The 23,067-nt window shown below is 61.3% G+C and carries 19 protein-coding genes; 9 read left to right on the top strand and 10 right to left on the bottom strand.

Annotated features, from left to right (window positions below):
* Positions 1 to 456 precede the first annotated feature (456 nt).
* Positions 457 to 1,914, top strand: a complete 1,458-nt coding sequence (locus WBQ96_RS23160) for an NCS1 family nucleobase:cation symporter-1 (protein ID WP_336552670.1) — start codon at positions 457 to 459, stop codon at positions 1,912 to 1,914.
* A gap of 164 nt (positions 1,915 to 2,078) precedes the next feature.
* Here the strand turns inward: WBQ96_RS23160 and WBQ96_RS23155 are convergent, their stop codons facing one another.
* The 4 genes from WBQ96_RS23155 to tpiA all read right to left on the bottom strand — a co-directional run bounded on the left by WBQ96_RS23155 (position 2,079) and on the right by tpiA (position 6,438).
* Positions 2,079 to 3,716 (bottom strand): CTP synthase, encoded by a 1,638-nt coding sequence (locus WBQ96_RS23155; protein WP_336552668.1) that lies wholly within the window; start codon positions 3,714 to 3,716, stop codon positions 2,079 to 2,081.
* 139 nt (positions 3,717 to 3,855) lie between these two features.
* Positions 3,856 to 4,803 carry a L,D-transpeptidase gene (locus WBQ96_RS23150; RefSeq protein ID WP_336552666.1) on the bottom strand — a complete coding sequence of 316 codons (948 nt, stop codon included), beginning with the start codon at positions 4,801 to 4,803 and terminating at the stop codon, positions 3,856 to 3,858.
* A gap of 277 nt (positions 4,804 to 5,080) precedes the next feature.
* Entirely contained in the window at positions 5,081 to 5,530 is a 450-nt protein-coding gene (gene secG, locus WBQ96_RS23145; protein ID WP_336552664.1) for a preprotein translocase subunit SecG, read from the bottom strand.
* A 143-nt stretch (positions 5,531 to 5,673) separates the two neighbouring features.
* On the bottom strand, positions 5,674 to 6,438 hold the full coding sequence (gene tpiA, locus WBQ96_RS23140; protein ID WP_336552662.1) for a triose-phosphate isomerase: 765 nt from the start codon (positions 6,436 to 6,438) through the stop codon (positions 5,674 to 5,676).
* 146 nt (positions 6,439 to 6,584) lie between these two features.
* Here tpiA and WBQ96_RS23135 point away from each other — a divergent pair, with 146 nt between their 5' ends.
* From WBQ96_RS23135 to lexA, 6 genes are all read left to right on the top strand, one after another.
* On the top strand, positions 6,585 to 8,474 hold the full coding sequence (locus WBQ96_RS23135; RefSeq protein WP_336552661.1) for a peptidylprolyl isomerase: 1,890 nt from the start codon (positions 6,585 to 6,587) through the stop codon (positions 8,472 to 8,474).
* A 2-nt stretch (positions 8,475 to 8,476) separates the two neighbouring features.
* Positions 8,477 to 9,487 (top strand): anthranilate phosphoribosyltransferase, encoded by a 1,011-nt coding sequence (gene trpD / locus WBQ96_RS23130; RefSeq protein WP_336552659.1) that lies wholly within the window; start codon positions 8,477 to 8,479, stop codon positions 9,485 to 9,487.
* Between the two features lie 4 nt (positions 9,488 to 9,491).
* Positions 9,492 to 10,307 (top strand): indole-3-glycerol phosphate synthase TrpC, encoded by an 816-nt coding sequence (gene trpC / locus WBQ96_RS23125; RefSeq protein ID WP_336552657.1) that lies wholly within the window; start codon positions 9,492 to 9,494, stop codon positions 10,305 to 10,307.
* Positions 10,308 to 10,310: 3 nt separating this feature from the next.
* The gene (gene moaC, locus WBQ96_RS23120) at positions 10,311 to 10,799 is read left to right on the top strand and encodes a cyclic pyranopterin monophosphate synthase MoaC (RefSeq protein ID WP_336552656.1); all 489 of its coding nucleotides are present in this window, start codon (positions 10,311 to 10,313) and stop codon (positions 10,797 to 10,799) included.
* A 2-nt stretch (positions 10,800 to 10,801) separates the two neighbouring features.
* The gene (locus tag WBQ96_RS23115) at positions 10,802 to 12,007 is read left to right on the top strand and encodes a molybdopterin molybdotransferase MoeA (protein ID WP_336552654.1); all 1,206 of its coding nucleotides are present in this window, start codon (positions 10,802 to 10,804) and stop codon (positions 12,005 to 12,007) included.
* A 182-nt stretch (positions 12,008 to 12,189) separates the two neighbouring features.
* Positions 12,190 to 12,906 (top strand): transcriptional repressor LexA, encoded by a 717-nt coding sequence (gene lexA / locus WBQ96_RS23110; RefSeq protein ID WP_336552651.1) that lies wholly within the window; start codon positions 12,190 to 12,192, stop codon positions 12,904 to 12,906.
* 20 nt (positions 12,907 to 12,926) lie between these two features.
* Here the strand turns inward: lexA and WBQ96_RS23105 are convergent, their stop codons facing one another.
* Positions 12,927 to 15,515, bottom strand: a complete 2,589-nt coding sequence (locus WBQ96_RS23105) for a ComEC/Rec2 family competence protein (protein ID WP_336552649.1) — start codon at positions 15,513 to 15,515, stop codon at positions 12,927 to 12,929.
* Between the two features lie 170 nt (positions 15,516 to 15,685).
* Here WBQ96_RS23105 and gltX point away from each other — a divergent pair, with 170 nt between their 5' ends.
* Both gltX and gltA read left to right on the top strand, forming a co-directional pair.
* On the top strand, positions 15,686 to 17,107 hold the full coding sequence (gltX, locus tag WBQ96_RS23100; RefSeq protein WP_336552647.1) for a glutamate--tRNA ligase: 1,422 nt from the start codon (positions 15,686 to 15,688) through the stop codon (positions 17,105 to 17,107).
* 181 nt (positions 17,108 to 17,288) lie between these two features.
* The gene (gltA, locus tag WBQ96_RS23095; protein WP_336552645.1) at positions 17,289 to 18,578 is read left to right on the top strand and encodes a citrate synthase; all 1,290 of its coding nucleotides are present in this window, start codon (positions 17,289 to 17,291) and stop codon (positions 18,576 to 18,578) included.
* A 45-nt stretch (positions 18,579 to 18,623) separates the two neighbouring features.
* On the opposite strand, the gene lpxB is transcribed toward gltA, so the two are convergent.
* The 5 genes from lpxB to lpxD are packed head-to-tail and all read right to left on the bottom strand — an operon-like array spanning position 18,624 to position 23,035.
* On the bottom strand, positions 18,624 to 19,799 hold the full coding sequence (gene lpxB / locus WBQ96_RS23090; protein ID WP_336552643.1) for a lipid-A-disaccharide synthase: 1,176 nt from the start codon (positions 19,797 to 19,799) through the stop codon (positions 18,624 to 18,626).
* Positions 19,796 to 20,695: an LpxI family protein gene (locus WBQ96_RS23085; RefSeq protein WP_336552641.1), complete on the bottom strand. Its 900-nt coding sequence runs from the start codon at positions 20,693 to 20,695 to the stop codon at positions 19,796 to 19,798. The genes lpxB and WBQ96_RS23085 overlap by 4 nt, the downstream gene beginning before the upstream one ends.
* On the bottom strand, positions 20,673 to 21,503 hold the full coding sequence (gene lpxA, locus WBQ96_RS23080) for an acyl-ACP--UDP-N-acetylglucosamine O-acyltransferase (protein ID WP_336552639.1): 831 nt from the start codon (positions 21,501 to 21,503) through the stop codon (positions 20,673 to 20,675). Before lpxA ends, WBQ96_RS23085 begins: the two co-directional genes overlap by 23 nt.
* Before the next feature lie 13 nt (positions 21,504 to 21,516).
* Positions 21,517 to 21,984, bottom strand: coding sequence for a 3-hydroxyacyl-ACP dehydratase FabZ (gene fabZ / locus WBQ96_RS23075; protein ID WP_091916815.1), 468 nt, complete (start codon positions 21,982 to 21,984; stop codon positions 21,517 to 21,519).
* 7 nt (positions 21,985 to 21,991) lie between these two features.
* Complete coding sequence (gene lpxD / locus WBQ96_RS23070; protein ID WP_336552636.1) at positions 21,992 to 23,035, bottom strand: UDP-3-O-(3-hydroxymyristoyl)glucosamine N-acyltransferase; 1,044 nt, start codon at positions 23,033 to 23,035, stop codon at positions 21,992 to 21,994.
* Between the last annotated feature and the right edge of the window lie 32 nt (positions 23,036 to 23,067).

The raw sequence follows: 23,067 nt of genomic DNA, 5'->3' as shown, positions 1-23,067 counted from the left end.
GCGCCACGTACTAAACACTAGGAAGGCACGGCCAAGCGCCCCGCTTCCCGATCTTTGACAATGGCCAGATGCGAAAGCAGGCGTGGCGATGATGAAGCGCGCACCTTCCCTTCTCCCCTTGTGGGAGAAGGTGGCCGAGCGGAGCGAGGTCGGATGAGGGGTGTTGGACGGATCGCAGACGCCGGAATTTCTTCCAACACCCCTCATCCGTCTTGGCGCTGCGCGCCAATCCACCTTCTTCCACAAGGGGAGAAGGGAAGGCGAGCCCGGAACACCCGACTCAGCAAATATTTCGAAGGCCAAATTCATGACCACCGAAGACAACAATCATCGTTCGCGTTGAATATCTTTCGCCCAAAAGCCGGCCAATGAATTGATTGCCGCTTCCCCTGCGGAAGGCCTAACCTGTCCAGTTAACGTCCGGGGGCGGGCGTTAACCGAGAGGGGAACACCAACATGACCATAAAAGGCGCATCGCCCGATTTATACAATGAGGATCTTGCCCCGGCAAAGGTCCGAAACTGGGGACCGTTTTCGATCTTCAACGTCTGGACGTCGGACGTTCACAGCCTGTGGGGCTATTATCTCGCCGCCAGCCTGTTTCTGTTCTGCGGCGGCTTCGTCAACTTCATCATCGCCATCGGCATCGGCTCGCTGATCATCTACGTGCTGATGAACATGATCGGCTATGCCGGCATGAAGACCGGCGTGCCCTACCCGGTTCTGGCGCGTGCTTCCTTCGGCATATGGGGCGCCAACGTCCCTGCAATTGTGCGGGCTATCGTCGCCTGCTTCTGGTATGGCGCACAGACGGCCGCCGCATCCGGCGCAATCGTGGCGCTGCTGATCCGCAACGAAGGCATGCTTTCCTTTCACCAGAACAGCCACATGCTCGGCCATTCAACGCTGGAGGTCATCTGCTTCGTCATCATCTGGGCGCTGCAACTGCTGATCATTCAACGCGGCATGGAGACGGTGCGCCGCTTCCAGGATTGGGCCGGACCGGCTGTGTGGGTCATGATGCTGATCCTCGCCATATATCTCTGCGTAAAGGCCGGCACTTTCGCCATCACCAGCGATATTCCGATGGATGTGCTTCTGGAAAAAACCAAGGACGCAGGCGTGCCCGGCGTTCCCGGTTCGTGGACATCACTGTTTGCAGTGGCGGCGATCTGGGTGACCTACTTCTCGGCACTCTATCTCAACTTCTGCGACTTCGCCCGCTATTCGCCGGACAAGGCTTCGTTGCGGAAGGGCAATATCTGGGGGCTGCCGATCAACCTTATCCTGTTCTCGCTGGTTGCCGGCGTCACCACCATCGCCGCCTATGACGTCTATGGCGAAGTGCTGCTGCATCCCGACCAGATCTCGGCCAAGTTCGACAGCTGGTTCCTGGCGATGCTCGCTGCGCTGACCTTTGCGGTAGCGACCCTCGGCATCAATGTGGTGGCAAACTTCGTCTCGCCGGCCTTCGATTTCTCGAACGTCTTCCCGCGCCAGATCGACTTCAAGAAGGGCGGCTATATCGCGGCGCTTATCGCACTGGTGCTCTACCCGTTCGCACCGTGGGAGGGCAATGCGGCCACCTTCGTCAACATCATCGGCGCAACGATGGGGCCGATATTCGGCGTCATGATGGTCGACTACTATCTGATCCGCAAAGCCGAGGTCGACGTGGAGGCGCTTTACCGCGAGAATGGTGAATTCCGATTCCAGAGCGGCTGGCACGTCAATGCGTTCATCGCGGCCGGTATCGGCGCGCTGTTCTCGTCGATCCTGCCGAACTTCACCAACTGGCTGCCGTCATGGTGGGGCGTCTATGGCTGGTTCTTCGGCGTGGCGATCGCCGGCGTGATCTATTACGTGCTGCGCTCGGCAGCAGTCAGCGCCGGCGCGAAGACGGCGAAGGCGTAAGTCGCCTTTCCTTCTCCCCTTGTGGGAGAAGGTGCCTGAACGAAGTGAAGGCGGATGAGGGGTGTTGGACGGAGCGTTAAGCTGGAACACCCCTCATCCGACCTCCCCTTCGCAAGCTCAGGGTCGGCCACCTTCTCCCACAAGGGGAGAAGGAAGAGCTGCAGTTAGACCAGCCGCGACTGCTCCACCGCCGCTTCGATGAAGCTGGCGAACAGCGGATGCGGCTCCAGCGGGCGGCTCTTCAGTTCAGGGTGATACTGGACGCCGATGAACCAGGGATGGTCGGGATATTCGACCGTCTCGGGCAGCACACCATCGGGCGACATGCCGGCGAAGACCAGGCCGCAATCCTCGAGCCGCTCCTTGTAGTCGACGTTGACTTCGTAGCGGTGACGATGACGCTCCGAGATATCGGTGCTGCCGTAAATCTCGGCGATCTTCGACCCCTCGCCGAGCTTCGCCTCATAAGCGCCGAGCCGCATCGTGCCACCGAGATCGCCGGTTTCGCGGCGCTTTTCCAGCATGTTGCCGCGCAGCCATTCGGTCATCAGGCCGACCACCGGCTCTTCGGTCGGGCCGAATTCGGTCGAAGAAGCGTGCTCGACGCCGGCCAGCGAACGCGCCGCCTCGATGCAGGCCATCTGCATGCCGAAGCAGATGCCGAAATATGGCACCTTGCGTTCGCGGGCGAATTTCGCAGCCAGGATCTTGCCTTCGGATCCACGCTCGCCGAAACCGCCCGGCACCAGTATGCCATGGACCTTTTCGAGCCAGGGCGACGGGTCTTCCTTCTCGAAGATTTCCGATTCGATCCAGTCGAGTTTTACGCGAACGTTGTTTGCGAGACCGCCATGCGACAGCGCTTCGATCAGCGATTTGTAGGCGTCCTTGAGGCCGGTGTATTTGCCAACGATGGCGATAGTGACCTCGCCTTCGGGATTGTGAATAAGGTTCGACACGTTTTCCCAAGGGTCGAGGCGCGGCTTCGGTGCCGGATCGATGCCGAAAGCGGCGAGCACTTCCGAATCGAGGCCTTCCTTGTGATAGGCCAGCGGCACATCGTAGATGTGGCCGACGTCGAGCGCCTGGATGACGGCGGATTCGCGGACATTGCAGAACAGCGACAGTTTTCTGCGCTCTTCCTTGGGAATATCACGATCGGCACGCACCAGCAGGATGTCAGGCGCGATGCCGATGGAGCGCAGCTCCTTGACCGAATGCTGCGTCGGCTTGGTCTTCAGCTCGCCAGCGGTCGGGATGTAGGGCATCAGCGTCAGGTGGACGTAGACGGCGTTGTTGCGCGGCAGGTCGTTGCCGAGCTGGCGGATGGCCTCCAGGAACGGCATCGCCTCGATGTCGCCGACCGTGCCGCCGATCTCGCACAAGACGAAATCATAGTCCTCATTGCCGCCGATAATGAAATTCTTGATCTCGTCGGTGACGTGCGGAATCACCTGCACGGTAGCACCCAGATAATCGCCGCGGCGTTCGCGCTCGATAATGTTCTTGTAGATGCGGCCCGTCGTGATGTTGTCGCTCTGGTTGGCCGAGCGGCCAGTGAAGCGCTCGTAGTGGCCGAGATCGAGATCGGTCTCGGCGCCATCGTCGGTCACGAAGACTTCGCCGTGCTGGTAAGGCGACATCGTGCCGGGATCGACATTCAGGTAAGGGTCGAGTTTTCGGATGCGCACGCGATAGCCGCGCGCCTGCAAAAGGGCTCCAAGAGCCGCTGCTGCAATGCCTTTTCCGAGCGAGGAAACCACGCCGCCAGTGATGAATACATATCGCGCCATGGGAGTCATCGCTTAACGTTACAGGATTGATTCCGCCAGAAGAAAATACGCAACGCGTGCGTTTTCCCGGCTTGGTTTATATGGGTTCTTATCCGCCCAAACAAAAAGGGCCGGCTGGGCCGGCCCTTTTTGCCGTAAAATCAGAGTTTTACAGGACGACTACATCCGTACCCATCTTGACCCGGCGATAGAGGTCCATGACGTGGTCGTTGACCATGCGGAAGCAGCCGTTCGACGAATTGGTGCCGATGGTCTGCGGCTGGTTGGTGCCGTGGATGCGGATATGGGTGTCGCTCTTGCCCTGGTAGAGATAGATCGCACGTGCGCCGAGCGGGTTTTCGGGGCCGCCGGGCATACCGTCCTTGTACTGGCCGTATTTCTTCGGCTCGCGCTTCTGCATGTCGAGCGTCGGGATCCAGCGCGGCCATTCCTGCTTGTCGCCGACTTTCGCGGTGCCCTTGAACTCAAGCCCTTCGCGGCCGACCGCGATCGCATAGCGGCGGGCAGTGGAGGACGATTCCATGAGATAGAGATAGCGGGCACGGGTATCGATGACGATGGTGCCGCGCGGATAGCCCGAGAACTCGACCGACTGCGGCTCGAAGTCCGACTTCACCTTGAATTTCTTGTTGGCCTGCTTCTGCTCCAGCACCGCGTCAAGCGCGCGGGTCTGCGGCAGCATGTTCGGCGAGGATGGGTCGCCGCCGAACAGAACGGAGAGGAAGCCGCCCTGCGGACGATCCTGTGCTTCGCTGCGCAATTCACCGTTGTTGCCGGTCATCGCGATCGCAGAGGGATCGGCGAGCGGCACTGCCGCAACGGTCTGCACTTTGCCTTTCGCGCCTGCAAGCTTCCGATCTTCCTTGGCCTTGACCTTGGCATCGGCGACCGCCTTCTGCTGCTTGGCCTTTTCCTTGGCGGTAAGCTTCTTTTTCTTGTCGTTCTTGTCGACTTTCTGATCTTTGGTATCCGCCTCGACGGCCTTGCTCTTGAGCGGGAAAAGGTAAGTCTTGGCCGGAGTGGTTTCGGCATAGGCCGGAGCGGACACGCCAATGGCGGCGCAGAGGCCCAGTAGAATAAGGCTGCGAATAAGCATGATTGCGATCCCGAAATAAATGCAATGTCGGCACCGCATGGTTTATGCGATGCGAATGCCGACATTGCCGCTGCGGGATTTATAAGCAATTAACGCTGAAAATCACAAGGAGGGCTTGCTTCACGAAGCCGCGATTCTTAGCCGAAGAATCACCATTTGCGGCGAGTGTGTTCAAACAACAACAGGTTGCAGCCCGAAACGCGAAAAGCCCCTACTCCTAATGACTTAGCCCCGCCGGTAAGGGCGGGGCTAAGTCACGAAGTAGATCATAAGAAGATTACTGGTTCGGAACCTGAGGCGTTGCCGGCTGAGCCGGTGCCGTCGCCGGCGGCGTAGCCGCATCGCTGCCCGACGGAGGCGTGGTCACTGGGGCGGGCGTCGTGGCCGGCGGGGTGCTCGGAGCGCCGCCAAGCTGGTCGAGGACGCCACCACCGCTGCCGGTGCCGCCATTGTTGTTCGTGCCACTCTGCGTGGTCGGCACGCGGTCGAGAATGTCGATCGGGCGCTCGCCGTAACGGGCGATGATGGAAAGGATCAGCGACGTCGCGAAGAATGCCGCCGCCAGAATGGCCGTGGCGCGCGTCAGCGCGTTGGCGGCACCGCGTGCGGTCATGAAGCCCGAGCCGCCGCCAATGCCAAGGCCGCCGCCCTCGGAGCGCTGCAGAAGCACGACGCCGACAAGCGCGAGAACGACCATGAGATGGATGACGATGATTACGGTTTCCATGGATTTCCTGGCAAATTCTGGTTCGAGCGCCAAACGGCCCGTTATTTGGAGCGGCTCAATACAATGCTTTTGCAGCATTTCCAAGCCCGCGCCCGAATATGGGGCGCGAAGCGAGGTTTACAAACGCATTTTTCGGCAAAAGGTCACATCGCCTGGTAGGCTTCGGCTATGCCGAGGAAATCGGCAGCCTTCAGGCTGGCTCCACCGACCAATGCGCCATCGACATTGTCGATAGCGAGCAATTCGACCGCATTCGACGGCTTCACCGACCCGCCGTAAAGTATGCGCATCTTGCCGGCACCGGCGCCCAGCCTTTCCAGCAGGCGAGCGCGAATATGGGCATGCGCCTCGGCAATATCGGCCACAGTCGGCGTCAACCCGGTGCCGATCGCCCAGACAGGCTCGTAAGCGATCACAGCGTTAACCGGCGTTGCACTGGCGGGAACCGAACCTTCGATCTGCCGCGACAATATGTCGAGCGTCGCACCATTTTCACGTTCCGCACGCGTTTCGCCGATGCAGATGACGGCGACGAGCCCTGCCCGCCATGCAGCTTCGGCCTTGGCGCGGACGGCCGCGTCGTCTTCGCCATGGTCCGTGCGCCGTTCGGAATGGCCGACAATGACGTGGCTGGCGCCGACATCCTTAAGCATTTCAGCCGAAACGTCGCCGGTATGGGCGCCGCTTTCCTTGGCGTGGCAATCCTCGCCGCCGATGCGCACCGGCGTGCTGGCAGCGATTTCCGCTGCACGGAAAACAAGCGTGGCAGGCACGCAGACCAGCGCTTCCGTGTCGGCATCGAGCCCATGCATGAAACCGTGGGTGATCGCGCGAAGTTCGTTCAGCGAGGCGCTGGTTCCGTTCATCTTCCAGTTGCCTGCGACCAGCGGACGAATACCTGGTGTCATTGCTCTTCCCATCTTTATTGTAACGGCGACCCGCGCCCTCCCTACCAAAATCAGGCCACAAAGCAATCGACAGTGAGGCGGAAGGACGCTATTGCCCTTCGTTCAGACACCAAACACGCCTAAATACGCCAAGACCGGAACCGATCATGCTCAATAGCTTGCGAAATGCCGCTGGAACCTGGGTTGCGAAGCTTCTGCTTCTTATGCTGGTTGTCAGCTTTGCCGTCTGGGGCATTTCCGGGGAAATGATGAGTGGCGGTGGCGGCAACAAGGTGCTGACCGCCGGCGGCACATCGGTCTCCGTCAATGAATACCGTCTTGCCTATGACCGGCAGATCAATGCGCTGTCGCAGCAGTTCGGCCAGCGCATCACCCGCGAACAGGCAACTGCATTCGGCATAGACAATCAGGTCCTGGCGCAGCTCGTTGCCGGTGCTGTGCTGGACGAACAGGCGCGCAAGATGGGCCTCGGCCTTTCCAAGGACCGGCTTGCAGCCCTGACCGCCGAGGATACGGCATTCCAGGGACCGGACGGCCGCTTCAACCGCCAGCAGTTCGACTATGTGCTGCGACAGGTCGGCATGCGTCCGGACGACTATTTCGCTTCGCGAGGCCAGGTGGCGATCCGCCAGCAGATCGTCGAGGCGGTGTCCGACGGCATGAAAGCACCGGATACGTTCCTGCGCGCTTACGCGCTCTACCAGGGCGAGGATCGCACCGTCGATTATCTGTCTCTGCCCAAGTCGCTGGTCGAGCCGATCGCCGCGCCATCGCAGGATGTGCTGTCGAAATGGTTCGAAGAAAACAAGAAGACCTATGCAGCGCCTGAATACCGCAAGATCTCCTATGTGAAACTCGAACCTGCCGACATTGCCGACGAGGCGTCGGTGGGCGACGATCAAATTCGCGAGGATTACGAGAAGAACAAGGCGCGCTACACCACGCCGGAAACCCGGACGATCGAGCAACTGGTCTTCAAGACGCCGGAGGCGGCGAACGCCGCACTTGATTCGATCAAGGGCGGTGCGACCTTCGACAAGGTCGTGGCTGCCGAAGGAAAGACGCAGGCCGACACGCTTCTCGGCACCGTCGCCAAGGACCGGATTGCCGACAAGGCCGTGGCGGATGCCGCCTTCGCGCTCGGCGCCAACGAGGTGAGCCCGGTCGTGCAAGGCACGTTCGGCCCGGTGCTTTTGCGCGTCACCGAAATCAAGCCTGCCGTGGAGAAGCCGCTCGCCGAACTGTCTGCCGTAATTCGCAAGAACCTGGCGCTGACGGAAGCCAGCCGCGTTCTGATCCAGACGCACGACGCTTATGAGGATGCCCGCGCCAATGGCGAATCGATGAAGGAAGCCGCCGACAAGCTGAAGCTCAAGGTCGTGACCATCGACGCTATCGACCGTGCTGCCCTGCGTCCGGATGGTTCGATCGTCAACACACTGCCCCAGTCGCGCGAACTGATTCAGGCCGTATTCCAGGCTGACGCCGGCATCGAGAACCCGCCCGTGACCATTGGCTCGAGCGGCTACGTCTTCTACGAGGTCGAAAGCGTCACCGCAGCCCGCGATCGCACGCTGGATGAGGTGCGCGAAAAGGCCGTTGCCGACTGGACGAAGCAGGAAACGGCGACACGGCTCGCCGCCAAGGGCGCGGAACTTCAAAAACGCATCAAGGACGGCACCTCACTGGACACGCTGGCAAGCGAACTGTCGCAGGAAAAGCAGACCAAGCGTGGATTGAAGCGCGAGGCGGACGACGCTGATTTCGGCAAGCCGGGCGTCGCTGCAGCCTTTGGCGTAGGCGAAAACGGCGTCGGCGTGTTCCCGGCTCCGGCCGGGGATGCACAGATCCTGTTCAGGGTTGCCGAGGTGTTCGAGCCTGCCGGCGCAGGCGCCGACACCGTGCCCGAGGATGCGCGCAAGCAGTTTGCAGCCGGCATGTCCGACGATTTTCTGGACCAGTTGGTGGCGCGGTTGCAGACGCAGTATACCGTCGAGATCAACCGAAACGCCGTCACCCAGGCACTCGCCTTCTGACGATGACCACGCTCAAACCGCATCTCGCCAAGGTCGCCACGGGAGCGGCCCTGACTTTCGAGGAGGCCAAGGAAGCCTTCGACATCATCATGTCGGGCGAAGCCACGCCCGGCCAGATCGGCGCTTTCCTGATGGCACTGCGCGTGCGCGGCGAGACCGTCGATGAAATCTCCGGCGCCGTTGCAACGATGCGCGCAAAGATGCTGCGGGTCGATGCGCCCGCTGGATCCGTCGACATCGTCGGCACCGGCGGGGACGGCTCGCACAGCGTCAATATCTCGACCGCCTCGGCCTTCGTCATCGCCGGTTGCGGCGTGCCAGTGGCCAAGCATGGCAATCGTGGCCTGTCCTCGCAGACGGGCGCGGCCGATGTGCTTATCGCGCTCGGCGTGAAGATCGATCTCACCCCGGAGGCGATCGGCGACTGCATTCGCGAAGCCGGCGTCGGCTTCATGTTCGCGCCGGCGCATCATCCCGCGATGCGCCATGTCGGACCGACGCGCGTCGAACTCGGCACCCGCACGATCTTCAATATCCTTGGCCCTCTCTCCAACCCGGCCGGCGTCACCCGCCAGATGGTCGGCGTGTTTTCACCCGAATGGGTGCAACCGGTTGCCGAGACGCTGAAGGCGCTTGGCGGCGAGCATGTCTGGGTGGTCCATGGCGACGGCTATGACGAGATAACCACGACCGGCGAAACGCATGTGGCCGAACTTGCCGGTGGCGCTTTGACGAGTTTCGTTTTGACGCCTGAGCAATTCGGTCTCAAGCGGCACAGCAAGGACGATCTGCGCGGCGGCGACGCGGCCTTCAACGCCAAGGCGCTGCGCGATATGCTATCGGGTGCGCCCGGTGCTTACCGTGATACGGTGCTGATGAATGCCGGTGCAGGACTGGTGATTGCCGGAAAGGCCGCGACGCTTGCCGACGGCGTGAAAGCTGCCGCAGCGGCGATCGACAATGGCCGCGCGCTCGGCGTCCTCGACGCGCTGGTAAAAGTTTCGAACGGATAGAGCGATGGCCGATATTCTGACCCGGATCGAGGCCTACAAGCGCGACGAGATCGCCGCCGCCAAGGCCCGCACACCGCTTGCAGAACTCAAGGCACGCGCCCGCGACGCCGATGCGCCGCGCGGCTTTCACGCTGCCTTGCAGGCAAAACGGGATGCCGGCGGCTTCGCGCTGATCGCCGAAATCAAGAAGGCGAGCCCCTCCAAGGGATTGATTCGTCCGGATTTCGATCCGCCAGCGCTGGCGCAGGCTTACGAAGAAGGAGGTGCAGCCTGCCTTTCGGTGCTGACCGACACGCCTTCCTTCCAGGGCGCACCTGAATTCCTGACCCACGCGCGTGCTGCCTGCACATTGCCGGCCCTGCGCAAGGATTTCATGTTCGAACCCTATCAGGTCTATGAAGCGCGCGCCTGGGGCGCGGATGCCATTCTGGTCATTATGGCGAGCCTGACCGACGACGATGCCAAGGCGCTTGAGGAGTCTGCATTCGAGCTCGGCATGGACGTGCTCATCGAAGTGCACGACGAGGCCGAGACGAAACGGGCGCTGAAACTGTCCTCGCGGCTGATCGGCATCAACAACCGCAACCTGCGCACCTTCGAGACGAGCCTTGAGACATCCGAAAGATTGTCGTCACTGGTGCCCGACGACCGCCTGCTGGTCGGCGAAAGCGGCATCTTCACCCATGAGGATTGCCGGCGGCTGGAGCACTTCGGCATCGGCACATTCCTGGTCGGCGAGAGCCTGATGCGGCAGCAGGACGTGGCGGCGGCAACGCGGGCGCTGCTCACCGGCAAGTCCGCGCAAGCGGTAAACGGCTAGGCCATGAGCGCCAAACCCGCCCTCACCCATCTCGGCGTCGAAGGCCAGGCGCATATGGTCGATGTCGGCGAAAAGGCTGAAACCGAGCGCACGGCGATCGCCGAGGGCTTTGTCACCATGCTGCCCGAGACGCTGAAATTGATCCGCGAGGGCAATGCCAAGAAGGGCGACGTGCTCGGCACGGCGCGTATCGCTGGCATCATGGCGGCCAAGCGGGCGCATGAGCTCATCCCGCTCTGCCATCCGCTGCTGTTGACCAAGGTTTCGGTCGATATCGAGCCGGACGATTCCTTGCCCGGCCTGCGCGTGACCGCACTTGCCCGCGTGACCGGCAAAACCGGCGTCGAAATGGAAGCGTTGACTGCGGCTTCCGTCGCCTGCCTGACCATCTACGACATGGCCAAGGCCGTCGATCGCGGCATGGTCATTTCCGGCATAAGACTGGTTCAGAAGACCGGCGGCAAATCCGGCGATTACCGGGCTGGTGCATAGAGATGGCGCTTCTGCCGGTCACCGACGCCCTGCAACGCCTGCTCGATGGCGCCGGTCCCGGCAATGCAGAGTCTGTGCCCTTGGCCGAGGCTGCAGGCCGTGTGCTGGCCGAACCTGTCCGAGCGCTGCGCACGCAGCCGCCGTTCGACGCATCCGCCATGGACGGATATGCGGTGCACAGTGCTGACGTCGCCAATGTCCCGGCAACGCTGAATGTCATCGGCGAAGCTCCGGCCGGGCGGCGCTTTGCCGGCAAAGTAGAGCCGCATCAGGCCGTGCGCATCTTTACCGGCGCGCCGATGCCGGACGGTGCCGACACCATCGTCATCCAGGAGAATACCCGCAAACTCGATAGCAAGACCGTTGAGGTCACCGAAACGGTTGATGCCGGGCGGCACATTAGGCGCAAGGGTCTCGATTTTTCCACAGGCGACCTGCTGCTTGAAAAAGGCAGGGTTCTGGATGCCGGCGCATTGTCCCTGGCGGCAGCGGCCAATCACCCTCGCCTGCCGGTCGTGAAGAAACCGCTGCTGGCGATCATCGCCACCGGCGACGAGCTTTTGCCGCCGGGCAGCGAACCAGGCCCCGACCAGATCATCGCCTCCAACAGCTATGGCGTGGCAGCGATCGCCGAATCGGTTGGCGCACGGGTGCTCGACCTCGGCATCGCGCCCGATCGCAAGGAGGCCATCTCGGCGCTGATCAAGCGCGCCGTGGAGGCCGGCGCTGACGTGATCGTGACGCTGGGCGGCGCATCGGTTGGCGACCACGATTTCATCCACGACGTGCTGACCGAGGAAGGCGTAACCCTCGATTTCTGGAAGATTGCAATGCGGCCCGGCAAGCCGCTGATGTTCGGCAGGCTTGGACACACCCGCTGCATCGGCCTGCCCGGAAATCCGGTGGCGAGCCTCGTCTGCTCGCATCTGTTCCTGAAGCCGCTGCTGGCGCGGCTTGGCGGGCGACACCATGTGCCGGACATTCATGAGGCGTTCCTCGGCACGGCGATGCAGGCCAACGATCTGCGTCAGGACTATGTGCGCGCCGTTCTTCGAGACGACGACACCGGGCTCGTTGCGACGCCATTCGAGATCCAGGACTCCTCGATGCTGAGGACCTTCACCGAGGCCAATGCATTGATTATCCGCGAGCCTTTTGCGCCGGCGGCTGAGGCCGGCGCGCCGTGCACCGTCCTGAAAATTCGCTGACCTGAAGCTTCAGAGACTTTCGTTCCGCTCCTGTTCGGTCGAGAGTCTCCAAAGTCGGAGTGTTCGCGTATTGTTTCCACCACGTTAATATATTCATTAAAATTTAAACGGTTGCAGAACACAAATGGAACAGATAGTGTTTGTTCTGGTTTTGTTTTTGATTTGATTCTTCGGGGGTGGCCATGCTGACGCGCAAGCAACACGAGCTTCTAATGTTCATCCACGAGAGGATGAAAGAAGCCGGAATCCCCCCCTCCTTCGATGAAATGAAGGAAGCGTTGGACCTTGCGTCGAAATCCGGCATCCACAGGTTGATCACGGCTCTTGAAGAGCGCGGGTTCATTCGCCGACTACCGAATCGTGCTCGAGCGCTCGAAGTTCTGCGTTTGCCCGATTCCATGGCTCCCGGGCTGGCGCCGCAGCGCGCGAAATTCTCGCCGAGCGTCATCGAAGGAAGCCTCGGCCGTCGGCCGGAACCTGCGCGTAGCCCTGTGGCCGGCAATGACGATGTCGGGTCCGCTGTATCAATCCCGGTAATGGGCCGGATTGCCGCCGGTGTGCCGATCGAGGCCATCCAGCACAAGACGCATTCCATCTCCGTGCCGCCGGAGATGATCATGGGCGGCGAGCACTACGCCCTTGAAGTCAAAGGCGATTCGATGATCGAGGCCGGCATTTTTGACGGCGACACGGTCATCATCCGAAATGCCAACACGGCAAATCCCGGCGAAATCGTCGTTGCGCTGGTGGATGAAGAGGAGGCCACGCTCAAGCGCTTCCGCCGCAAGGGCGCATCGATTGCGCTGGAGGCAGCAAACCCGGCCTATGAAACGCGGATTTTCGGACCTGACCGCGTGAAGGTCCAGGGCAAGCTGGTGGGATTGATCCGGCGCTACTGATGATGCGCGGCGCCGCCAGGTTACGGTTTGGCGCTTCGCGAATTTGAGTATCTGGACTTTTTGAACTGATTGTTCGCCGGCTTACTTTCTCTTAGTTGATATGGCGACAACCCGCGCGCCTCTCGAGAAAAGGCTCGCTGCGTATGCCAGGGGCGATACGGTTGTGTCAGCGCAAAGCGGATTTCGGCGCGTCGCTCTGAAATGTCTCCATTCAGATAGATGGCGGCACTGCCGAATTTGGCCAGTTCGCGTTTGGTGACGACAAGTGGCACCGGTTCCTCGCAGACATCCTCGGCTGTCGCGTCGTCGACCACGATAAGGCTCGTATAATCGCAGGCGCGCCGCGCGGAACGCCAATCGGCGGCGTGTGCGATAATCGCGCCGGATCGGTGCGTCGCCAGACAAAGACCATCGTGGCAGTCGAAACCAGCGGGGAGCAAGTTCGCCAGCTTTCCGGGAGATTGTTCGGACGAAATAGTCGTATCGCTTGATGCAAGACCGGCTGCTTCATTTTCCGCGGAATCATCGAAGGACGTGCCGTTCGACGAATTACGACGCCCTTCCCGGCTTGGCTTTTTCTTGCCGGCATCGTTAATCGTATCGACCGGCTTGATCAGATTTTCCGATAACAGCGCGCGCTTCCAGTTTTCGATCGTGAATTCGTTCGGCCGCGCGCGGTTGACTGCGAGATTTTCATCATCGACCGGTACAGCCACCAGTCTCGCATCTTCCGAGACGAGAATGTCGGGCGCCCGAACGTCTGCCAGAAGCAGCATTCCAGCGAGCGTGAAAGGCACCGCCAGCAGTCGCAGCCATGTGGATGCCATGGTCGCAATCACCAGCGCGACGGTGAGCAATACCAGGGATTGCCCCGAAACCAGCCCGACCGCATCGACGGGCGAGCGATCCGATATCCATTGCGAAATGACGATCATCGCCGTCAGCCCTTTGCCCATGACGTAGAAGAACGGACCATCCAGGCCGAGCGGCATCGCCAATGAGCCGGCGACGGCGAAAGGCATGACAAGGATCGATACGGCGGGCATGACGCCGAGATTGGCGAGAAGGCTAAGCGGCGAGACCCTTTGAAAGTGATAGGCGCCAAATGCGGTCGTCGCGAGCCCGGCAATGATCGAGGTCATGGCGAGTGCGCCGACGGAGCCGATCGTGCGCCTGGTCAAACCGGCAATCAGCGACACATTGCCCGGTGGAACAAAAGGTTTTGACCTTTGCGAGCGCCTTTCCGCCCACAGGGCATAAGCGCCGACGAGCGCTGCGGTCGCAGCAAAGGACATCTGGAAGCTCGGGCCGATCACCTCATGCGGCGAGATCGCAATGACTACTATGGCCGAGATCGCCAGATTGCGCATGGTGAGCGCGCCGCGATCGAACAGCAGTGCCGCAAGCATGATCGCCAGCATGATGAAGCTGCGTTGAGCCGCTACCTCGCCGCCGGAGATGAAAAGATAAGACGCGATCGCGACAAGAGCTGCGGCGGCGGCATATTTCTTGACCGGCCGGCGCGAAGAAAGTCCCGGAAACAAGGCAAATGCTGCGCGCAGCGTCCCCATGACCGTTCCCGCTACAAGCGCCATATGCAGGCCGGAGATCGAGATGATGTGATAGATGCCCGTGCGGCGCATCGATTCATTGATGTCCTCGGGAATGCCGGCGCGAATGCCGACCACAAGAGCGGCCGCGATCTCACCTTCCGGGCCGCCGATCTGGCTTCGGATGCGATCCGCAATGATATTGCGGGCATTTTCAACCCAGATGGAGAAGCGAACGCGGGCGGAAGACTGAGCAGTCGGTTCTACGAGTTCAGGCCCACGCAGAAAAAAGCCGCTTGCACCAATTCTGTCAAAATAGCTCTTGAAGGAAAAATCATAGCTGTCGGGCCGCACGGGGCCGGAAGGCGACATCAGCTTGACCGAGCCCCTGATTTCCGATCCGACCATCAGCCCCGGCGGGATTTTCCGGGCCGAGACGCGAACGCGGTCCGGCGCGTAGCGCAGCGTCGGCCTTGCCGTTGCCAGTACATCAATGGTCAATCGCACACGGCCATTGGCCATATGGTCGATGCCTGCGACACGCCCGGTCAGTTGAGTCGAAATTTCCGAGCCAAGGATCTTGGTGCCCGCGCGCCAAGTCTCGATCTTGGCAAACCCCATGCCGACGACGCAGATCAATGCGCCCATGGTCGCAAAACGGAGCAGTTGGTGATGCGAAGGCAAAAGCAGGAGCAAAGCCGACAGGACGGCGCTGCCGCCAAACATCGGCAGGAAATCCGGCTCGGCTTCGAGCCCGTAATAGATGATGGCGCCGAGCGCTAGAAATACCGGAATGAAAAGAAAGGGCGTGCCACGCTCGAGTTCCAGGACGATTGCCGTCGCGAAGGATCGCGTAGCTCGAGCACGTGAAGGAATGGAATGAAGCGTCTTGCGCCAAGCTGCCGGAAACAGCAGCGGTCGAGATTTCCAAGGTGCCAGCGGTGTCGGAGCCGGCTCGGCTGGCGGCGATCGCGAGGGAGGCGAGACAAGCGGCGCGTCAAGCGGATAGGCAAATTGCGCCCGCTCGCTCACCTCGCCTGTGGATGTCTCGCGCGCCATCCAGAGTTTCCCCAATTCGGGGCCCTGGCCGGCACGCGCGCATCTCGCGCCTATCCCGACTTGCCCCTGCCCCTTGCACCCCTGACCATCCATGCTACATGAACGCTACCGAATTGCCATGCGTGCCATCTTCGGCTCTCGCCGGCTCGTCCCTGCCTTCTGGAAGTCCAATGTCCGACACAGTCATTACCCGTTTCGCCCCCTCGCCCACCGGCTATCTGCATATCGGCGGCGCCCGCACGGCCCTGTTCAACTGGCTCTATGCGCGCCACACCGGCGGCACGATGCTGCTGCGCATCGAGGATACCGATCGCGAGCGCTCCACCGATGCGGCGACCGCCGCCATCCTGGATGGCCTTTCCTGGCTCGGCCTGCACTGGGAAGGCGAGCCGGTATCGCAGTTCGAGCGCGCACTGCGCCACCGCGAGGTAGCGGAGGAACTGGTTCGCGCTGGCAAGGCCTATTACTGCTACGCCTCCCCCGAAGAGCTCACGGAAATGCGCGAAAAGGCCCGTGCCGAGGGCCGTCCGCCGCGTTACGACGGCCGCTGGCGCGACCGCGATCCTTCCGAGGCACCTGCCGGGGTGAAGGGCGCGATCCGCATCAAGGCGCCAACTGAGGGCGAGACGATCGTGCGCGACCGCGTGCAGGGCGATGTTCGCTTTCCCAACAAGGATCTCGACGATTTCATCATCCTGCGTTCGGATGGCAACCCGACCTACATGCACGCCGTCGTGGTCGACGATCACGACATGGGCGTCACCCATATCATCCGCGGCGACGACCACCTGACCAACGCCGCGCGCCAGACGGTCATCTATGACGCCATGGGCTGGGACGTGCCTATCATGGCGCATATCCCGCTGATCCATGGCGCGGATGGCGCCAAGCTGTCGAAGCGCCATGGCGCGCTCGGCGTCGAGGCTTACCGCGCCATGGGCTACCTGCCTGCGGCGCTGCGCAACTATCTCGTCCGTCTTGGCTGGAGCCATGGCGACGACGAGGTGATGTCGCTCGACGATATGATCCGCTGGTTCGACATCGACGACGTCAACAAGGGTGCGGCGCGCTTCGATTTCCAGAAGCTGGAGGCGCTGAACGGCCTTCATATGCGCAAGATGGATGACGCAGAACTGCTCGACATCTTCATTGCGACGCTGCCTTATCTCGAGAACGGCGCAACGATTTCCGAAGGGCTGAACGAAGACCGCAAGAAGCAGCTCCTGGCCGCCCTGCCCGGCCTGAAGGAGCGTGCAAAGACATTGGTCGAACTCGCTGATGGCGCTGCGTTCCTGTTTGCCGCGCGCCCGCTTGCGATGGACGAGAAAGCTGCTGTTCTGCTCGGCGAAAAACCGCGCACCACCTTGCGTGGTGCGCTGGATGCTCTCAAAAATGTGAATGACTGGAACGCGGCCACGACCGAGGCTGCTATCCGCGAATTTGCCGTCGCCAACGAGCTGAAGCTTGGTGCTGCGGCGCAGCCGCTGCGAGCCGCCTTGACCGGCAAAAGCACCTCTCCCGGCGTATTTGACGTGCTTGCCGTGCTGGGTCGCGAAGAAAGCTTGGCACGCATTTCGGATCAAATCGATTAAGCCGTTCTGGCCTCATCGACGGGCATTGAAACCCGTCTGCTGCGGTGCAACATTAGCATCACTGCCGAACTTGGCACGCCTTGAGAAATGCGATAGCAAAAGCGCGCATTTCGATATGCCTCACATATTGCGTTGCAAGAAACCGCGTTTGACGCGGGAAAGAAACTGAAGGGAGTTTGCGATGACCGAATCGACAGCGAAACTGGAATTTGGCGGCAAAACCCACGAATTCAAGGTGCGAAGTGGCTCCGTCGGACCAGACGTGATCGACATCGGCGCGCTCTACAAGGATACCGGCGCCTTTACCTACGACCCCGGCTTCACCTCGACGGCGAGCTGCGAGTCGGAAATCACCTTCATCGATGGCGATGAAGGCATCCTGCTGCATCGCGGCTATCCGATCGACCAGCTGGCCGAGCACGGCGACTTCCTCGAAGCCTGCTATCTCTTGCTTTACGGCGAATTGCCGACCAAGGCGCAGAAGGACGACTTCGACTACCGCGTCACGCGCCACACCATGGTGCATGAGCAGATGTCGCGCTTCTTCACCGGCTTCCGCCGTGACGCGCATCCGATGGCCGTGATGTGCGGCGTGGTCGGCGCGCTGTCGGCCTTCTACCACGACTCGACCGACATTTCGGACCCGCACCAGCGCATGGTCGCCTCCATCCGCCTGATCGCCAAGATGCCGACGATCGCGGCCATGGCCTACAAATACCACATCGGCCAGCCCTTCGTTTATCCGAAGAACGAGCTGAATTTCGCCGCCAACTTCCTGCATATGTGCTTTGCGGTGCCTTGTGAGGAATACAAGGTCAATCCGGTGTTGGCCCGCGCCATGGAACGCATCTTCATCCTGCATGCCGACCACGAGCAGAATGCCTCGACCTCGACCGTTCGTCTCGCCGGCTCGTCGGGCGCCAATCCCTTCGCCTGCATCGCGGCGGGCATTGCCTGCCTGTGGGGTCCGGCGCATGGCGGCGCCAATGAAGCAGCGCTCAACATGCTCAGCGAGATTGGCCATGTCGACCGTATCCCGGAATTCATCGCCCGCGCCAAGGACAAGAACGATCCGTTCCGCCTCATGGGTTTTGGTCACCGCGTCTACAAGAACTACGACCCGCGCGCCAAGATCATGCAGAAGACGACGCATGAGGTTCTGGGCGAACTCGGCATCAAGGACGATCCGATGCTGGATGTCGCCATGGAGCTCGAAAAGATCGCGCTGACCGACAGCTATTTCATCGAGAAGAAGCTCTATCCGAACATCGACTTCTACTCCGGCATCACGCTGAAGGCGCTCGGCTTCCCCACCACCATGTTCACGGTGCTGTTTGCCGTGGCGCGCACGGTTGGCTGGATCGCCCAGTGGAAGGAAATGATCGAGGATCCGCACCAGAAGATCGGCCGCCCGCGCCAGCTCTACACCGGCTCGCCGGAACGCGATTACGTGCCGATCGCTAAGCGCTGATCGTCCAGACATTCCGCATTAAAAAAGCGCCTTACGGGGCGCTTTTTATTTGGCTTTTTTCCTGGTGATCTCAGCCAGAACAACATCCGCGGCGATCTCGCCGGACGGTCGCTCGGTTGCCATGCGTCTTGCCACCTCGGCAAAGCCGTCCTTCTGCCAGGTCCGGAATGCCGTGTCCGAAAACAGCGCCTCGATATGCCGGGCGAGATTTTGCGGCCGGACATACTGATCGTAGAATTCCGGCACGATGGGTCGATCGGCAATAAGATTGGGCAGAAGCGCCGACCAAACCGTGACCATGCTCAGTATCAAACGCGCGATGGCGTCGAGCTTGTAGCTCGAGACCATCGGCACGCCGGAAAGCGCAAGTTCCAGCGAGACCGTTCCGGATGCGATCAAGGCGGCGTCCGCTTCGGCGAATGCCCGCCATTTTCCGGTCGGTTCGAGAACGATTTCGGGTTTTTGCTCCCACCCGGCGACCGCGGTCTTGACCATATCCGCTGCGTGCGGAACCGTAGGCAGCAGGAGCCGCAGACGATGCCCGCGTGCACGCAATGCGGAGACGGTCTGACCGAAAGGCTCGATGAGCCCCTTCACCTCGCCTCGTCGTGAACCGGGCAGAAGCAGCAACGTCTTTTCACGACCGTCCGAAAGATCGCGCGGTTGAACCTGCGCCTTGGCGGCGGCCTGAACGTTGGGGTCCTGTGTCAGCCGATGCCCGACATAGGTGCCGGGAGGACCGCCGAGCCGTTCAAGTTCGGCGGTTTCGAACGGCAGAATGCACAGAACATGATCGACATGCGGGCGCATCGCTTGCGCCCTGCCCGGCCGCCAGGCCCAGACGCTCGGGCAGACGTAATGGACAATCGGGATGGTCGGATCGGCTGCGCGGACCTTTTTGGTAACGCGCAAGGTGAAGTCCGGGCTGTCGATGGTGATCAGGCAGTCCGGCTTCTCCGCAACGATCATCTGCGCGGTCTGGCCGATGCGCTTGTACAGACGCGGCAGGTCACGAAGAATCGCCGTGACACCCATCAACGCGATATCACTGCCATCGAACAGCGGTGTCAGGCCCAAAGCCTGCAGGTGCCGGCCACCGATGCCGACAAGCTGGATTTCGCGCCCGGTCGCCTTCCGCAAAGCGTGGATGATGTCGGCGCCAAGAAGATCGCCTGACTCCTCGCCGGCAACGATCGCTATCTTGAGTGGCGCGGCGGTCATTTGCCTGAGCCCTTGGGCAGGCCGACGACGAACAGGCCAAGTGCATCGGCGCGCTCGATCATCTCTCCGTAGTCAAGCACCAGCGAGCCTCCTGCCTCCACGCCGATGCCGGCGAGACCGGCAGCATGCGCGCCTTCGACGGTCGCGGGGCCGATCGTCGGCAAGTCCGCGCGCATTTCCTGGTCCGGCTTGGCACATTTGACCAGAACGCCGCGTTTCTTGCCGGCTATGCGGCCGTGGCCGCGCATGCCGGCAACGCGGGCAAGGAGCCCGTCTGTGCCCTCGATGCCTTCCAGCGCAATGACACGGCCGCCGATGGAAACAGCGCCCTGCCCGATATCCAGCGCGCCTATGGTGCGGGCCGCCGCAAGCGCTGCATCCAGATCGCGCCAGTCCGATTTCAAAGGAACCACGCCTGTCATCGGGCCTTCGATTGCGAGCAGGTCAGGCACGATCTCATGCGCACCGACAACCTTCATGCCATAGCCCTCCAGACCGCTGACCAGCGCTTTCAAAAGGCCGTTGTCGCCGCGCGCGAGCGCCGCAAGCGCCCTCGGCAAAATGGCAAGCAGCGCCAGACGCGGTTTGACCTTGCGCCACTCGGGCCGGCGCGCAATGCCACCGGCCAGAACGACATGGGTAACGCCGTGGCGCTTCAGCGTCGGCACCAGCACTGCAAAATCTTCGAGCTGGAGATACTCGTGTTCGCAAGATGTCAGCGTCGAGGCCTGGTCCGCCTCACCCTCGATCAAGGCCACGAATGGCGCATGACCGGCAACCGTAAGGCGCTCGGCAACATTGACCGGCAGTCTGCCGCTTCCCGCGACGATGCCGACCTTGTCACCGGCCGCAAGCTTTATCGGGATTTTCGGGTCAGTCCTCGTCGGCGTCGTCATCGACGGCACCCTTGAGCGGCGGCACGGCATAGTGACGCTTGCCGCGCGCGCTGAGAAAATCGACGATTTTCATCGCAGTCGGAGAATCAGCGAACTCGACGCGGGCAATCTCCAGATTTTCACTGAGTGGGCGCGCGCGATCGAAGATCGTCTTATAGGCGCGCCGAAGGGTCATGATCTCTGCCTTGGACATGCCCGACCGCCTCAGCCCGACGACATTGAGGCCGCGCAGCTTGGCGCGGTTGCCCATGGCAATCGCATAAGGAATGACATCGCCAACAAACATCGAGCCGCCGGCAAGAAACGCATTCTGGCCGATTCGCACGAATTGATGCACGGCACTCAACCCGCCGATACCGACATTGTCTCCGACCTCGCAATGGCCGCCGAGGGTAGCGCCGTTGGTGAGTGTGACGTTGTTGCCGACGGTGCAGTCGTGGGCGACGTGGGAATAGGCAAGGAAGGTGCCGTTGTCGCCGACGATGGTCGCACCGCGCGCATTGTCGGTGCCGACATGCATGGTCACGAATTCGCGAATGGTGCAGTTCTTGCCGATCGTCAGCGTGGTTCGGCCACCCTTGTGGCTGGTGTTCTGCGGCGGTCCGCCCAGCACGGCCTGGGGCCATACGGTGCAACCGTCGCCTATGGTTGTTGCGCCGATGACCGTGACGTGGCCGACGAGCCTGACGTTTTCACCGATGACGACATCGCTGCCGATATAGCAGAGCGGGCCGATATGCGCTCCCGCGCCAATGCGGGCGCCTTCTTCAATGACGGAGGACGGATGAATGAATGTTTCAGTCTGCATGTATTCTCGCTGGTCAGGCCACGGGCGGCGACATCATCGCGGAGATTTCCGCTTCCGCAGCCTTTGCGCCGTCAACCATCGCTTCGCAAGCGAAACGCCAGATATTGCCTCTTTTTTTCAGCTTTTTCACATGGATGTGAAGGCGGTCGCCCGGCACGACGGGGCGCCGGAACTTCGCATTGTCTATGGTCATGAAATAGACGAGCGACGGCTTGTCCGTGTTCTGGCTCTTGATGCAGATCGCGCCGGCCGTCTGCGCCATCGCCTCGATGATCAATACGCCGGGCATGACGGGTTGCTCGGGGAAATGCCCCTGAAAATGCGGCTCGTTGATGGTGACATTCTTGATTCCGATCGCCGAATTGTCCTCGTCGATCTCGATGATCCTGTCGACCAGCAGAAACGGATAACGATGAGGCAGAAGCTTCATCAATCCTAGAATATCCACGGCTTCGAGCGTGGTCGGGGCGTTGTCAGCCATTATGGTCTCACCCCTTCTTGGGCTTTGAGGATAATTTTCGGATCGCGGCGACATCACGCATGAATTCCATCATTGGCCGGGCCGGAAGACCGGCCCAAACCTCACCGGCCGGCACATCATTCATGAAGCCGCTGGCAGCTGCAAGACGTGCGCCGCTGCCGATGGTGAGATGATCGGCCAGGCCGACGCGCCCGCCCATCATCACGTAGTCACCGATGGTGACGGAGCCGGAAATGCCGCAGTGTCCCGCAATGACGCAACCGCGCCCGATACGGACGTTGTGCGCGATCTGGACGAGATTATCGATCTTGGTGCCTTCACCGATGACAGTATCGGACATCGCCCCGCGGTCTACGGTGGTGTTTGCGCCGATCTCGACATTGTCCTGAATGATGACGCGGCCGATTTGCGGAATACGCTCCGGCCCGCTTGCACCGCCGACGAAACCAAACCCTTCACGTCCGACGCTCGCGCCGCTGTGAATGACCACGCGATTGCCGACCAGAGCGCACTGCACGCTGACATTCGGCCCGATGAAACAATCCCGGCCGATCTGCACGGACCGCGCAATGACTGCGTTCGGCGCGATGATCGTGCCGCTACCGATGGCGACATCAGCGCCGATCACCGCACCCGGCTCGACAATCACGCCGGATTCGAGACGGGCGGTCGGATCGATATGGGCGCGTGGTGAAATGCCGGTTTCGCCAGTCATGGGCGGCGGCGATGCCGCGGCAGGGAAAAGCAGCCGCCCGATCTGGGCAAAGGCTGCCTGCGGCCTTGGCGTAACGAGAACAGCGACGCCAGGAGGGGCCTGATCTGCAATATCGGGCGTGCAGAGAAGTATCGCGGCGTTGAGCGTCCTCAGCGGGCCGGCGTTCTTGCGGCCTTCGATGAAGACAAGCGCATCCTTCCCACCCTCGCTCGCAGGAGCGATGGTGGAGATGGACGTTTTGCCATAGCTGGAATCGACAAGCTCCGCGCCCGTCAGGCCGGCTATCTCAAGTGCCGTATAGCGGCGTGACGGCGCGAAGAAAACCGGATCGGACATGTGCACCTTCTCTTCCGGGCGCGATGGCCCGG

The organism is Mesorhizobium sp. CCNWLY176 (assembly GCF_037153935.1).
Lineage (GTDB): Bacteria > Pseudomonadota > Alphaproteobacteria > Rhizobiales > Rhizobiaceae > Mesorhizobium_M > Mesorhizobium_M zhangyense.
This window is presented reverse-complemented; position numbering and strand designations above follow the sequence as displayed.

Bases quoted from the DNA above. Each gene is read 5' to 3' on its own strand.
- lpxD (WP_336552636.1), bottom strand. From the start codon at position 23,035: ATGTCCGATCCGGTTTTCTTCGCGCCGTCACGCCGCTATACGGCACTT.
- moaC (WP_336552656.1), top strand. From the start codon at position 10,311: ATGAGCGCCAAACCCGCCCTCACCCATCTCGGCGTCGAAGGCCAGGCG.
- WBQ96_RS23135 (WP_336552661.1), top strand. From the start codon at position 6,585: ATGCTCAATAGCTTGCGAAATGCCGCTGGAACCTGGGTTGCGAAGCTT.
- tpiA (WP_336552662.1), bottom strand. From the start codon at position 6,438: ATGACACCAGGTATTCGTCCGCTGGTCGCAGGCAACTGGAAGATGAAC.
- WBQ96_RS23150 (WP_336552666.1), bottom strand. From the start codon at position 4,803: ATGCTTATTCGCAGCCTTATTCTACTGGGCCTCTGCGCCGCCATTGGC.
- WBQ96_RS23155 (WP_336552668.1), bottom strand. From the start codon at position 3,716: ATGACTCCCATGGCGCGATATGTATTCATCACTGGCGGCGTGGTTTCC.
- trpC (WP_336552657.1), top strand. From the start codon at position 9,492: ATGGCCGATATTCTGACCCGGATCGAGGCCTACAAGCGCGACGAGATC.
- gltA (WP_336552645.1), top strand. From the start codon at position 17,289: ATGACCGAATCGACAGCGAAACTGGAATTTGGCGGCAAAACCCACGAA.
- trpD (WP_336552659.1), top strand. From the start codon at position 8,477: ATGACCACGCTCAAACCGCATCTCGCCAAGGTCGCCACGGGAGCGGCC.
- WBQ96_RS23115 (WP_336552654.1), top strand. From the start codon at position 10,802: ATGGCGCTTCTGCCGGTCACCGACGCCCTGCAACGCCTGCTCGATGGC.
- WBQ96_RS23105 (WP_336552649.1), bottom strand. From the start codon at position 15,515: ATGGCGCGCGAGACATCCACAGGCGAGGTGAGCGAGCGGGCGCAATTT.
- WBQ96_RS23085 (WP_336552641.1), bottom strand. From the start codon at position 20,695: ATGACGACGCCGACGAGGACTGACCCGAAAATCCCGATAAAGCTTGCG.
- lpxA (WP_336552639.1), bottom strand. From the start codon at position 21,503: ATGCAGACTGAAACATTCATTCATCCGTCCTCCGTCATTGAAGAAGGC.
- WBQ96_RS23160 (WP_336552670.1), top strand. From the start codon at position 457: ATGACCATAAAAGGCGCATCGCCCGATTTATACAATGAGGATCTTGCC.
- secG (WP_336552664.1), bottom strand. From the start codon at position 5,530: ATGGAAACCGTAATCATCGTCATCCATCTCATGGTCGTTCTCGCGCTT.
- fabZ (WP_091916815.1), bottom strand. From the start codon at position 21,984: ATGGCTGACAACGCCCCGACCACGCTCGAAGCCGTGGATATTCTAGGA.
- lexA (WP_336552651.1), top strand. From the start codon at position 12,190: ATGCTGACGCGCAAGCAACACGAGCTTCTAATGTTCATCCACGAGAGG.
- gltX (WP_336552647.1), top strand. From the start codon at position 15,686: ATGTCCGACACAGTCATTACCCGTTTCGCCCCCTCGCCCACCGGCTAT.
- lpxB (WP_336552643.1), bottom strand. From the start codon at position 19,799: ATGACCGCCGCGCCACTCAAGATAGCGATCGTTGCCGGCGAGGAGTCA.